A 13,377-nucleotide genomic window follows, 5' to 3' on the forward strand; every position below is an offset into this window, starting at 1 on the left:
TTAGGAAGCTGTTTTCTTAGGATTTGTCTTAAATTTTTTTGTATTCCAGGAATATTTTATCAGAAATCAGAGCAATGAATTCAGAATTGGTAGGCTTTCCTTTTCCCGTACTGATGGTGTATCCAAACAGCTCATCAATCGTTTCCATTTTACCTCTTCCCCAGGCCACTTCAATCGCATGGCGGATCGCGCGCTCTACGCGGCTGGCTGTAGTCTGATTTTTCTTGGCAATCGCTGGATAAAGAATTTTTGTAACAGAACCCATCATTTCCTGATCCTTTACAACCATAATGATCGCATCTCTTAAATACTGGTAGCCCTTGATGTGGGCGGGAATTCCCAGTTCATGAAGCATCTTTGTGATATCTGCTTCCAGATGTTCTTCCATATACTCTTCCTTTGTAACCGCAGGCTCTTCCATCACAGCCGGCCTTGGCACTTCCATCATCTTTCCTGCCGTGATCCGGCGCGGAAGATGGCCTGCGTGACGGATCTTCCTCATGAGGATATCCCGGTCAAAGGGCTTCATCAGATAATAATTTACTCCGGCCTGAAACGCTTCCTCCGTAACCAGCTCACTTCCGGCAGCACTGAGCATGATAAAAACAGGATGCTTGCGAAACGTGTCTCTGTGATTGAATTTCTCAACAATTGTAATCCCGTCTACTTTTGGCATAACCATATCCAGAAGCACAATATCTGGTGTAGTGTCCTTTATCATATCAATGGCATCCTCTCCATTGTCAGCTTTTCCAATGACCGTCAGCCCGTCCTCGGCATTGATCATCTCATCCAAAGTACTTAATACCATGGGATTATCATCCACAATTACCACGTTTAATTGTTCCTGCTTTTCCATTTTTCCTCCTTATTACATCAGGACCGGGAGTATTATCCCCCCCTTGTCCAAACTAGCACAAAGGAGCCGCCCATTTACGGCCCCTTTTGTCTTTAAAAGTAACATTTTATATTATACCGTTACTTATTGTCATTTGACAATATATGGTAATCGCAAATTTAGACACAAAATTTCGACCATTTTTAGTGTTTTTCGACTATTTGTAACCCATCTTTTCATTCTTCCCCATATTTCATCATATCATCTGCCAGTATTCCATAGCCTCTTGATGGATCCTGGACAAACACATGTGTTACAGCTCCGGCCAGTTTTCCATTCTGAAGAATGGGAGTACCGGAAAGTCCCTGGACAATACCGCCTGTAAGCGAAAGAAGCTCTGGATCTGTTACCTTAAGAACCATTGCCTTATTTCGTTTGGACGGGCTTTGATCCACCTTCTGTATTTCTACTGTATAGTCCTTTACTTCACCCGAAACAGCCGTTCGGATGACTGCCGGCCCCGGCTTTACCTCCTGACATCTGGCGACCTCCATCGGTTCTCCCTGGATCTGCTTTTTAAGCTGCTGATCGACCATTCCAAAAATACCGTCCTCCGTATTAGCGGTAATCTCTCCCCTGCAGGACTGCGGACCATAGTAGATCACCCCCGAAAGAAGCCCCGGCTTTCCCGCCTCTCCCTTTTCCACTCCCATAATCTTAGCTGTGTAGAGAGCGCCTGTCTCTATTTCCACCAGTTCTCCCGTATCACTGTCGCTTATCCCATGGCCCAGGGCTCCGAAATGTCCGTTGGGATCCACATAAGTGATAGTACCGATCCCCTGGGTATCATCCCTGACCCAGGCCCCCAGCTTATAGCTTCCGTCCTCTCCCTTTACCGGAGACAGGGCTACCTCCATGTTTTCTCCTCTGCGCCGTATGGTAAGACTTGCTTCTCCCCCGTTCCACTTCCCCACTTCCCTGACCAGATCCTCCTTGGTTGACAGCGGCGTTCCGTTAAACGCTTCAATGTAATCCCCTGATTTTAATTTGCCGAAAGCCGGCTCGGTCTCCCGGCCGTCTTCCCTGGTAATCCGTCCGGTTCCTACCACCATGACTCCCTGAGATTTCAGATAGATTCCTATGGGACTTCCGCAGGGTATGGCATACCTGGTATCCACTACATCCACCTGTATTTCTTTCAGCTTGATCAGCCCCAGAAGCTTCAGATTCATCTGATAACTTCCCTTTTTTCCCGCAAAAACATGAAATGGCTCGCTGCTGTTTACAGTGATCTCATCCCCCGGAATATTGCTTTCATTTCCCAGGGATACCTCTGCGCTTTCGCTGGAAAGCGTAGCCCGCCAGGGCAGAGAAAATGAAAATTCCTCTTTCTGGTTTTCAAGCATACTGATCTGATCGGGTACTGCCCGGTATGCAAGATGCCACACAAAGGCCCCTCCGGCTATGGCTGACAGCCAGAACCCCAGGGCCAGCTTCCGGTAAAATCCCCCTGTTCTCCTCATCATATGCCCTGCCTCCTTTTCTAATGATCCTGTCATTAGTATGAGTCTGTATGGCATATTTCAATCTGGTTTTATCTTTCCATCCATGGCTTTTTTGTCTGGTCTGCCAAATCCTTCATTTCGTGTGCATTTTTAAGAACTGCCTCTGTGATCTGCGCGCCGCCTAACAATCTGGCAAGCTCTCTTATGCTTTTCTCCCGTCCAAGACGTTCAATGGTGGTAGCAGTGGAACCCTCACTGGCCGATTTAAGTATTTCAAAATGGATATCCGCCATAGCTGCGATCTGAGGCAGGTGGGTGATACAGATCACCTGGTGGCTGCCTGCAATATAAGAAAGCTTTTCTGATACTTTCTGGGCTGTGCGTCCGCTGATGCCTGTATCAATTTCATCAAAAATAAGCGTGGGGATCTCATCTGAATCCGCCAACACCGTCTTGATCGCCAGCATAATACGAGAGAGCTCGCCTCCGGAAGCCACATCCTTTAAAGGACGCATAGGCTGTCCCGGATTGGTGGAAATAAGAAACTGAACCTCATCCCAGCCATCCGGCGTAAAATGATCCAGCGTTTCAAATTCCATATCAAATTCCACATCCAGGAAATTTAAATCAAGAAGTCCGCTCCGGATCCGTTTTACAAGCTCCACCGATGCTTTTTTACGTATTTCTGATAAGTCTGTACAGAGTCTGCAAAGATGATCCGTGGAAATTTTCAGCTTCTTTTCCGTCTGTTCCCTAAATGCATCATAATTTTCCAGTTCTTCCAGGCGTTTCCTTTTTTCTTCCAGACTGGCCTGGATTGCCAAAACCGAAGCTCCGTATTTGTTTTGGAGGCTGTGGATCTGATCCAGACGCTCCTCCGTCTGTCTCCAGCTTTCCTCATCAAACTCCATACTGCTTATATAAGCTGAAATTTCCCTTCCGGCATCACTTAATATGGCCTCTGCATCATAAAGCTGATCTCTTATGCTCTGCAATGCTTCATCATACTCTGTCACCTGCTCCACCGACCGAAGGGCTCTTGTAACTGCATCTGCCTGAAGGCTGTCATAGGCTTCATTCAGATTTTCAGCAATGCGTCTTGCATGGGAGAAACGGCGGTAACGAGCAGTCAGCTCCTCCTCCTCCCCTTCTTTTATATTGCCCTCTTCAATCTCCTGGATTTCAAAACGCAGGAAGTCCGCTTCTCTGAGTCTGGCGTCATGATCCATCTCAAAGGAGGATAGCCGTTTCTTTAGAATACAGTAATTTTTGTATTCCTCTTCCATCTTCTTTTTTGCCGGTTGGGTTTGAGCCTTGACATAGGCATCCAGGATTTCAAGATGTTTTGATTTATACAGCAGAGACTGATGCTCATGCTGACCGTGAATATCTAAAAGCAAGCCTGTGATCTGTCTCAGCCTTGCTGCCGTAACTGTCTCATCATTGATGCGGCTGATACTGCGTGACGGGGTGATTTTCCTTGAGATGATCACCAGGCCATCCTCGGTAGGTTCTGTATCCAGTTCCCGCAGCGCCCGCAGCCTGTCTTCTCCCTTGACTGAAAAAACGAGCTCTATATAGGCATAATCGGCTCCGTGGCGTATGCTGTCTCTGGAAGCCTTTCCTCCCAGAGCCATACTCACGGAGCCGATTATAATGGATTTACCGGCGCCGGTCTCGCCGGTAAGAATATTTAGGCCCTCGCCAAACTCCACATCTGCTCTTTCAATAAGGGCCAGATTTTTAACGTGCAGCTCTAATAACATATCGATCAGTCCTCCACCATCTTTTTGATCTTTTCCATCACGATGATCGTGTCATCCACACTGCGTACCGCACACATGATGGTGTCATCCCCTGCAATACAGCCTACTACCTCCTGAAAATGGATGGCGTCCAGGGCGGCCGCCACTGCCATTGCCATACCGGCTACGGTCTTGATCACAAGAATGTTCTGTGCCATATCCATGGACATAAAACCATCCTTTAAAATACGGATATATTTGATCGCAGAGGTTCCTCTTGGACTTTCAAGAACCATATACCGTTGTCTTCCGTTTTCTCCCTGAATCTTTGTAAGCTTTAATTCACGGATATCTCTGGAAACAGTCGCCTGAGTCACATTAAAACCAGACTGGTTAAGCTTTTCAGCCAGTTCCTCCTGCGTTTCGATCTCATATTTCCCGATCAGTTCCACAATTTTACTGTGGCGTTCTACCTTCATCTATCTTTCCTCCTTGTTAAGCTCTGCAAAGCGCAGAGCTTTTGTGGCTGTTTCTCAGATTCCGCTTAAATGATCGCTTAAATTCTGCATAAACGACTGCTTTTTCCTTCGGATCATCACTGTCTCCAAAGCGGAACGCTCTGCGATCAGGCAGTCCCCCGTCTCCAGATCTGCCCAGGAATCTCCGTCAAAGGAAACTCTTCCGCTGCTTAATACCCCGATCTGGATCCGATCCTCTGCTGCGAGCACAATGCTTCTCGCATTTAGGGAATGAGGACACACCGGAGTCAGGGCCATCATCCGGCCTGCCGGAGCCATCACTGGCCCACCGGCGGACAGGTTGTAGGCCGTGGAACCGGTGGGCGTTGCCACCAGGACTCCATCTGCGCTGTAATGGTTTAAGTATTCATCATTCACTGATACCTGATACCGGAGTACCCGCAGGGGAACCCGGCTGGTAACAGCGATTTCATTTAGCGCAATATCTTGAAATACGGGTTTTCCCTGATGAAACACTGTTCCCCGTATCATCATTCTCCGCTCCAGCTCAAAACGGTTCTCGATCAAAGAAGCAATGGCTTCTTCAATCTCATCCTGAGAGCTGATCTGGTTTAAAAATCCCAAATGGCCCCGGTTTACTCCCAAAAGAGGGATATTCCTGCCTGCCAGATCTCTGGCCGCCTGGATCAGGGTGCCGTCTCCGCCAATGGTTATCACACATTCTGTATCCTCCGGAACCAACTCAGAAGGCGTATGCTTTCCGTATTTATTATGCTGAGCCAGGGTGAGAAAACGGCACTCAGCCCCTCTTTTTTCCAGGCATTCCCGGATATACGCCCTGGTTTCAGGAACAAACTCTTTCGCCAGATTGGCAATCAAAAAAAATCGTTTCATCTGCCACTTACCGCCATTTCCTATGAACGATCCAGAGTTTGATGTGCCTCAGCTACCACTGCCTTCGGATCGGCAGCCGCTTCCCGGCGCACCGCATACTCTGCCTCCTGATCCTCTGGATGCTTCTGAAGATAGAGCAGGTACTCAATATTTCCTTCCGGCCCCTTGATCGGAGAAAATTCCAGATTCAGGGCCTCAAATCCGATGGAAAGCGCATAATCGATCACCATGTCGATCACTTCCAAATGAACGGCCGGCTCTCGAACAACGCCTTTTTTCCCTACTTTTTCCCTGCCTGCTTCAAACTGCGGTTTAATCAGGCAGACGATCTGCCCATTGTCCTCTAAAAGAGCCTTCACAGGTCCCAAAACCTTAGTAAGTGAAATAAAGGACACATCAATACTTGCAAAGCCAATAGAATCTGCAATATCCTCCGGAGCCACATAGCGGATATTGGTTTTCTCCATGCAGACCACACGCTCATCATTGCGCAGCTTCCAGGCAAGCTGTCCATGGCCCACATCGACAGAATACACCTTCACCGCTCCATTCTGCAGCATACAGTCTGTAAAGCCGCCGGTGGAAGCCCCTACATCCATGCAGATCTTTCCATCCAGGCGGACGCCAAAACGATCCATGGCCTTTTCCAGCTTCAGCCCTCCGCGGCTTACATATTTTAAAGTACTGCCTCTGACCTCAATGGGCGCCGTTTCCTCAAAAGTCGTTCCGGCTTTATCCTCCTTCTGCCCATTTACATACACAATACCGGACATGATCAAGGCCTTTGCCTTTTCCCGTGACTCTGCCAGATTACGCTTTACAAGCAGTACGTCTAATCTTTCTTTCATCTGTATTTCTCCTGTCTTTCATTCAGACGGTCTCTGCCGTTCTTCTCCGTTTTCTTCCCTGTGGATACCGGAAAGCCAGCCCTCTTCCTTCAGTCTTCGGATAATGGAATCGCTGTCAATTCCCAGTCCTTTCCGAAGAAGCGATACATTTCCATGCTCCACATATGCATCCGGAAGAGCAATATTCACAACCTTAACCTCCGGATAATGGCTGTGGATATAGGCAGTCACTGCAAGGCCATATCCGCCCTGAAGCACATTTTCCTCCAGGGTCACAAGCAGACGGTGGTTTTTTGCCAGGCGTTCTGTCAATTCTTTATCAAACGGTTTTACAAAACGGCCGTTTGCCAGGCTGCAGGAATACCCCTCTTCCTTAAGCTTTTCCCTAATATGCTCTGCCGTACTTACCATGCTTCCAACCGCCAGAAGCGCAATATCACTTTCCTCACAGAGCAGCTCTCCCTTTCCGTAGATAATGGGCTGCCTGTATTCCCTAAGCCCCCTGTAAGCGGTTCCTCTGGGATAACGGATCGCAAGGGGTGCATTGTAATCCATGGCAAATTCCATCATAGCGCGCAGCTCCCAGAGATTTTTCGGAGCCATTACCGTCATATTGGGGATGGAGGTCAGATAGGAATAATCAAAGATTCCCTGGTGGGTCTCTCCGTCGCTTCCCACCAGTCCTGCCCGGTCTACGGCAAAAAGGACCGGAAGATTCTGGATACATACGTCATGAAGCACCTGATCGTATCCTCTCTGCAAAAAGGAGGAATAGATTGCCACCACAGGACGCAGGCCCGCAGCCGCCATGCCCGCAGCGCTTGTCACTGCATGAGCCTCCGCAATTCCCACATCAAAAAAGCGGTCCGGAAACTTTTTTCCAAAAGCTGCAAGTCCCGTACCGTCAGGCATAGCCGCTGTCACGGCTACCAGCTTTGGATGGGTTTCCCCAAGCTGGCACAGCTTTCTGGAAAATACCTCTGTATAGGAGGTTTCCTTCTTTTTCCCATTTTCTTTTCCCGTTGCAATATCAAAAGGACCCACACCGTGAAATATGGAAGGATTCTTCTCCGCAGGTTTATATCCCTTTCCCTTTTTTGTGATCACATGGATCAGAACTGCGTGGTCTAATTTCTTAGCCTCTTTAAGAACCTTGCACAGGGCAGGTATATTGTGGCCGTCCACAGGACCCAGGTAGGTGATCCCCATATTTTCAAAAAGCATTCCAGGAATAAACAGCTGCTTAATGCTGTCCTTGGTGCGCTTTAGCTTGTCGATCACCGCATTTCCCACCAACGGTACCCGCTCTAAAGCCTCCACGATATTCTTTTTTAAATCATTGTAGCCGGTTCCGGTTCTGAGTCCGCTTAAATACCTGGACATACCACCTACATTTTCTGATATAGACATTTCATTATCATTTAAGATAATAATGAAATTCTTTTTCATACGGGCAGCATTATTTAAAGCCTCGTAAGCCATGCCGCCGGTGAGCGCGCCGTCTCCGATCACGGACACCACCCGGTAATCCTCTCCCAACAGATCCCGGCCCTGGGCAATACCAAGGCCGGCAGAAATAGAGGTAGAGCTGTGGCCCGTGTCAAAGGAATCATAGGGGCTTTCCTTTCGTTTAGGAAAGCCGCTGATCCCTCCATACTGGCGCAGCTCGTCAAACTCAGCCATGCGTCCGCTTAATATCTTATGGGTATAAGACTGATGGCCCACATCCCAGATAATCTTATCCTGAGGCAGATCAAATGTTTTAAACAGAGCAATTGTAAGCTCCACCACGCCTAAATTAGAAGCCAGATGGCCTCCTGTACGGCTGATCTTTTCGATCAGAAAGGTGCGTATCTCTTCTGCCAGAATGGCCAGTTCACGGGATGAAAGCTGCTTTAATTCCTCCGGCCCCTTTATCTGTTCCAATATCATAGGCTCGCACTTCCTTCATTTTTATTTCATTATCTCTCTCTGTTTACCAGAAGGCGGATCAGCTGCTCCAGAAATTCATTATTTCCGGGAAGCTTATCCAGATCCCCAATAGCGGCTGCTGAAAGAGCCTCTACCTCTTTCCTGGCCTTTGAAAGCCCTTCTAAAGTTACATAAGTGGTCTTCTGGTTCTTCTCGTCGCTTCCTGCCGCTTTTCCGGTGACAGAGGCATCTCCGGTCACATCCAGAATGTCATCCTGAATCTGGAAAGCAAGTCCTACCTTTCCAGCCAGATCCTCTACAATCTTACAGTCCTCATCTGCGGCTCCTCCAAGAACAGCTCCTATGAGCATCGCTGCCTGAAGCAGGGCTCCCGTCTTTAAGCGGTAGATAAAATCCAGCTTATCCTTGGGAACGGGACCTCCTGCCAGCTCTACATCTACCGTCTGGCCTCCGATCATACCGTAAACGCCCGTCTTTGCTGCCAGGATCCCCATTGCCTTTCCGGCTCTCAAAAGCGCATCTGCATCCTCTGCCGCATCAAAGGCCTTGGATGCCGTCTCAAAAGCGTACATCATCAGAGCATCTCCCGCAAGGACGCCAATGTCCTCGCCATACTCTGCCCAGGTACTGGCTTTGCCTCTGCGGATCATATCATCATCCATACAGGGCAGGTCATCATGGACCAGAGATGAGGTGTGGATCATCTCAATGGCAGCCATAAAGGGCTTTACAATCTCAGACACCTCTCCTGTAAAAAGACGGCACACTTCCTGCATCAGCAGCGGGCGCAGCCTCTTTCCTCCTGCATTCATGCTGTAGTTCATGGCCTCAAAAATCGTCTTCTGGCAGCCCTTTTCCTCTGGAAGATACCCTGCAATGCCTGCATTTATCTCTTTTACTCTCTCTTCCAGTTCTTTTTTAAATGCTGTATTATCAATCATTATCTTCACCCTCGCTCAATATCTGAATCTGTTTTTCTACTTTATCAATCTGTCCGTTTAAGGACTGTACAAGCTTCATGCCTGCTTCATAGCCCGCAAAGGTCTCCTCTAAGGACTCTTCTCCTGCTTCCAGCCTTTTTATAATTTCCTCCAGCCGGGCGAAATTTTCCTCGATGCTGGCAGCTTCCTGCGGCTCTGCTTTCTTTCGCGGCACGGTCATCCCTTCCTTTCCTGCTATGAATATTCCACTCTTTTTACGATCCCGTCGATCCTGCCGTCTGCGGCATAGATCCGTATCTCTTCCCCTTCTTTTACCTGGCCTGCGGAGCGCAGGCACTTTCCCCTCTCATCCTGAATAAAGCCATAGCCCCCACCCAGCTTTTTTAAAGGCGAAAGGCCGTCTAAACGGCTGGATGCCAAAGCCAGCCTGTGTTTTTCTTTTGTAACAGCGGTTTGCGTCAAACGTTCCAGAACAAGTCTGTCCTCTTTTAAACGAATTTTTTCCGTTTCCAGCAGATCCTTCATCTTACGCTGCAGCGCCTGCTCCAAATCAGCCAGCCTCTGCCTCTTATCATTTACCATACGGACCGGATCCTTTAACTGCAGACGCATCCGGCACTGCTCTAAAAGGAATCGCGCCTTTTCAATCCTGCGGTAAACGGAACGTTCCAAAACCCGCTTATAAAGAGCTGTCTGTTCCTCAAACTGGCGATGATCAAAAACCGCCAGCTCTGCTGCCGCAGAAGGCGTAGGCGCCCTTAAATCTGCCACATAGTCTGCAATGGTAACATCTGTTTCATGGCCCACAGCCGATATCACCGGAGTCGTACAGTTAAAGATGGCTCTTGCTACGATTTCCTCATTAAAAGCCCATAAATCCTCAATGGAACCTCCGCCCCGGCCTACGATCAGAAGATCCAGTCCCATCCGGTCCAGAGTCTCGATTCCCTTTGCAATACTGTATTTGGCCTGCTCTCCCTGCACCAGAGCAGGATACAGCACCAGCTGTACATAGGGATTGCGTCTGGCCGCAATATTCATAATATCCCGGATGGCAGCTCCGGTTCTGGCTGTCACGATCCCAATCGTTCTGGCATATCTGGGAATGGGACGCTTATAACAGGAATCAAACATCCCCATTTCTTCTAATTCCGTGCGCAGCTTTTCATATCTGGCAAAAAGATCACCGATTCCTTCTCTTGTAATCTCTCTGGCATAGAGCTGATAGCGGCCGTCCCGTTCATATACGTCTACCGTTCCCTTTACCACTACCTCCTGTCCCTCCTGCAGTGTAAAAGAAAGTCCCTTTCTCTGGCCTGCAAACATGACGGCGGCAATCTGAGCGCCGCCGTCCTTTAACGTAAAATATATATGACCGGAGGTATGGTATTTACAGTTGGAAACCTCGCCCCGGATGGAGATCCGGTTCAGGGCAAAATCCTGGGTAAACATATTTTTGATATATGAGGTCACCTGGGATACGGTAAATACACTTGCCATCTGCTCCCTCTGCTTTCTTTCCTACGCTTCTGTTTCCTGAGCCTGCGCAGTCTTCTCATTCGCCGGTTCAGTCTCTGTCGTTGTCTCTTCTTTGCGGATAAACTTTGCAAGTACACCATTTACAAAAGCCGGAGAGTCACTTCCTCCAAACTTCTTAGCAAGTTCCACCGCCTCGTTCACCGCTACCTTTGTAGGAACCGTATCATCATAGTCCATCTCGTAAAGGGCCAGACGAAGAATAGTAAGCTCCACCTTTCCCATACGTCTTGTCTTCCAGCCTGCAGCCACCTCATCGATCCGGCTGTCGATTTCCTGGATCTTATCTACTATATTTCCTGTTTTTGTCTGCAGATATTCCATATCCTTATCTGTAAGCTCTACTTTATGAAGGATCGTAAGGCTTCCCTCATCATTTGTCTCATATTCCTGAGGAGACTGGAAATACTGCCACATCTGCTCCTTTGCTTCCTCTGTGGTTTTATAAAAATCCGCGGAGAACAGCATTTTAAAACAGTGTTCTCTTAATTCTCTTCTGGTCATATCTTCTGCTTGTACGAAAAGCCTGGGCTCTCGAATACATTTTCCTTTCTCTATTCTGATCCGCTAACTGTGATTATACCAAAGGCGCCGGATAAACACAATAAAAAATATCAAAAGGTGCTGCAGACCCTTATTCGGACCTGAGCACCCAAACGCATTAAACTTTCTGTCAGTTTTCTTCCATATTCACGCCTGCAATCCGGATATTCACATCCAGCACTGTAAGCCCCGTCATATTTTCGATGGCAGCACTGACCTTTTCCTGCACCTGCTCGCTGACAGAAGGGATATTGAAGCCATAACGGATATTTAAGGAAAGATCCACAGATACATGGTTCTCTGTCACATCCACCTTTACTCCCTTGCTAAGATTCTTCATGCCAAGCTTTCCTACCAGCTCATTGGTAATATTGCCTGCCATAGAGTCTACTCCCTCAACCTCTGTAGCTGCCAGCCCTGCAATAATGGCTACCACCTCATCTGCGATCTGAACCTCTCCGATCCTGTCTTTTTCATATAATTTATGGGTACCGCGATTTTCCTCAGACAATCCTCTTTACCTCCTGTTCCTGAAGCTTGATTTTTATTACTCTTTATTATAACAAATCGTGGGAAATCTGTATAGGGGGATTTCTCTTTGAATAGGCGGCAATTCTTCCCGTAAGAAGTCCAAATGGTAGACAAAACCGCATCTATATCCCAAAAGCCACAAAAGAGGAACCGTCAAAAGACGATTCCTCTTTCTGTTTAAAAGTTCATTTTTCCTTGTAAATCCAAGGTTTTTTATTAGAACTTGCCTTCTTTTGCTGCTTCCTCGATCGAAACAGGAAACCTTGATTTTAAACCACTTTTTCTATCAAAATACACAAGTAATGCAGCAATAGTCTGTATTCAAACACTTCTAAATGCAAAAAACATAGAATCAAAAGATTTTCAGGAATATTGCATTTCAGAATTGCATATGCTATAATGCCAGTAGGCAATAAAGGATATAGTTGTTCCATAGTGAGCGACAACAAAAAACCCGAAGGTGTGCGAGACCTTCGGGTTTTTCTATTCCTATTTTTGGAGCGGGAAGGCTTAACCCCACAGGCTGGTTACCGGTTATTTATCGCCGTCCAACCATTTGATGATGTAGTGGCAAACCACACCAGCCGCGACAGCGACGATAAAGGATATAATAAATTCCATAGTAAGCACCTCCCTTCCTTACCAGTATAGGAGGCGGTAACATCAGCATTATATCACATCCATATCGTCCCTGCTACTTCTTTTTTTTTGCTTTATTCTACCAGCCCGGGCCATCTTAGCGCCCCATCCTGATCCGGCGTAAGCGTCACCGGCTCCACAATCATCCGGCCCTCAGTATCCATGATGTACCACTTACCGTCTATGGTCTGCTGGCCTGTTACCATAGCACCGTCTGCTCCCAGGTAGTACCAATGATCCTTGTACTTGTACCATGTATCATGTACCATCATGCCGGAGCCGTCGAACCAGTACCACTTGCCCTCATGCCAGTACCAATCGTTGCATACTGGCTGACCGTTGCCAAGGTAATACCTCCAACCGCCATCTTCCTGCTGCCAGCCGGATTTCTTTACAGGTTCTGACAACGCTGCCTTGAAGTCTGTCCATAACTGCGGCTGATCCAGCATCTTACGGGGACAGTGCTTGCGCTTTGCATCATAGTGCCGGATTACATGATCGGCACTGATACCTGTCTCTGCCATGATCTGGCGTACAAGTTCCACGCAGTTAGCACGGGCCTGATCGTAATCAGAGTCTGGATTAACGCAGATCTCAATGTTGATGCTGTTGGTATTGGTTACTCCTGCTACCAGAGGCGTACCGTACTGTCTACCGACTGCATAGGCACCGTCGCTGTAATATAAGGTCTGTACAGCCACCGTATCGTCTACATACCAATGCACAGACGTGGACAGGTTGCCGTTTCGATGGGCTTCGGAGTGTTTGAGTGCACCGGCCCCCATCTTGTAGTTGTCCGTCTCGTGGATCACGATCCACGCTGGACGGTTTTGACCCGCATAACAGTTAATCTGTCTGATTTCTTTTCTTATATCCATGGTAATTCCTCCAAATAAAAAAGGCCCCAAGATACTCCCGGGGCCTGTCTGCGTTGCGACGTCGCACG

At 47.9% G+C, this 13,377-nt stretch carries 13 protein-coding genes; all 13 read right to left on the reverse strand.

Features of this window, described 5'->3' with window-relative positions; translation table 11 throughout:
- Nucleotides 1-28: 28 nt before the first annotated feature.
- Nucleotides 29-859, reverse strand: coding sequence for a sporulation transcription factor Spo0A (gene spo0A / locus WKT10_RS09830; protein WP_066546756.1), 831 nt, complete (start codon nucleotides 857-859; stop codon nucleotides 29-31).
- Nucleotides 860-1,074: 215 nt separating this feature from the next.
- Complete coding sequence (spoIVB, locus tag WKT10_RS09835; protein WP_337433463.1) at nucleotides 1,075-2,361, reverse strand: SpoIVB peptidase; 1,287 nt, start codon at nucleotides 2,359-2,361, stop codon at nucleotides 1,075-1,077.
- Nucleotides 2,362-2,432: 71 nt separating this feature from the next.
- Nucleotides 2,433-4,109 carry a DNA repair protein RecN gene (gene recN, locus WKT10_RS09840; RefSeq protein ID WP_066546752.1) on the reverse strand — a complete coding sequence of 559 codons (1,677 nt, stop codon included), beginning with the start codon at nucleotides 4,107-4,109 and terminating at the stop codon, nucleotides 2,433-2,435.
- A 5-nt stretch (nucleotides 4,110-4,114) separates the two neighbouring features.
- Nucleotides 4,115-4,567 (reverse strand): arginine repressor, encoded by a 453-nt coding sequence (argR, locus tag WKT10_RS09845; protein WP_066546748.1) that lies wholly within the window; start codon nucleotides 4,565-4,567, stop codon nucleotides 4,115-4,117.
- A gap of 54 nt (nucleotides 4,568-4,621) precedes the next feature.
- A complete protein-coding gene (locus WKT10_RS09850) occupies nucleotides 4,622-5,461 on the reverse strand; it encodes an NAD(+)/NADH kinase (RefSeq protein ID WP_066546742.1) in 840 nt (279 codons plus the stop codon).
- A gap of 20 nt (nucleotides 5,462-5,481) precedes the next feature.
- Nucleotides 5,482-6,309: a TlyA family RNA methyltransferase gene (locus tag WKT10_RS09855; protein WP_340276940.1), complete on the reverse strand. Its 828-nt coding sequence runs from the start codon at nucleotides 6,307-6,309 to the stop codon at nucleotides 5,482-5,484.
- 18 nt (nucleotides 6,310-6,327) lie between these two features.
- A complete protein-coding gene (dxs, locus tag WKT10_RS09860) occupies nucleotides 6,328-8,241 on the reverse strand; it encodes a 1-deoxy-D-xylulose-5-phosphate synthase (RefSeq protein WP_340276942.1) in 1,914 nt (637 codons plus the stop codon).
- Nucleotides 8,242-8,270: 29 nt separating this feature from the next.
- On the reverse strand, nucleotides 8,271-9,182 hold the full coding sequence (locus WKT10_RS09865) for a polyprenyl synthetase family protein (protein ID WP_066546735.1): 912 nt from the start codon (nucleotides 9,180-9,182) through the stop codon (nucleotides 8,271-8,273).
- Nucleotides 9,175-9,396: an exodeoxyribonuclease VII small subunit gene (xseB, locus tag WKT10_RS09870; RefSeq protein ID WP_066550643.1), complete on the reverse strand. Its 222-nt coding sequence runs from the start codon at nucleotides 9,394-9,396 to the stop codon at nucleotides 9,175-9,177. Before xseB ends, WKT10_RS09865 begins: the two co-directional genes overlap by 8 nt.
- A gap of 20 nt (nucleotides 9,397-9,416) precedes the next feature.
- On the reverse strand, nucleotides 9,417-10,682 hold the full coding sequence (gene xseA / locus WKT10_RS09875; protein ID WP_296038755.1) for an exodeoxyribonuclease VII large subunit: 1,266 nt from the start codon (nucleotides 10,680-10,682) through the stop codon (nucleotides 9,417-9,419).
- Nucleotides 10,683-10,703: 21 nt separating this feature from the next.
- Nucleotides 10,704-11,222 (reverse strand): transcription antitermination factor NusB, encoded by a 519-nt coding sequence (gene nusB / locus WKT10_RS09880; RefSeq protein ID WP_340276945.1) that lies wholly within the window; start codon nucleotides 11,220-11,222, stop codon nucleotides 10,704-10,706.
- Between the two features lie 169 nt (nucleotides 11,223-11,391).
- The gene (locus WKT10_RS09885) at nucleotides 11,392-11,772 is read right to left on the reverse strand and encodes an Asp23/Gls24 family envelope stress response protein (protein WP_066546722.1); all 381 of its coding nucleotides are present in this window, start codon (nucleotides 11,770-11,772) and stop codon (nucleotides 11,392-11,394) included.
- Nucleotides 11,773-12,505: 733 nt separating this feature from the next.
- Nucleotides 12,506-13,309, reverse strand: coding sequence for an N-acetylmuramoyl-L-alanine amidase (locus tag WKT10_RS09890; RefSeq protein WP_340276946.1), 804 nt, complete (start codon nucleotides 13,307-13,309; stop codon nucleotides 12,506-12,508).
- Between the last annotated feature and the right edge of the window lie 68 nt (nucleotides 13,310-13,377).

It is taken from the genome of Enterocloster sp. HCN-30185 (assembly GCF_037890305.1).
Lineage (GTDB): Bacteria > Bacillota > Clostridia > Lachnospirales > Lachnospiraceae > Enterocloster.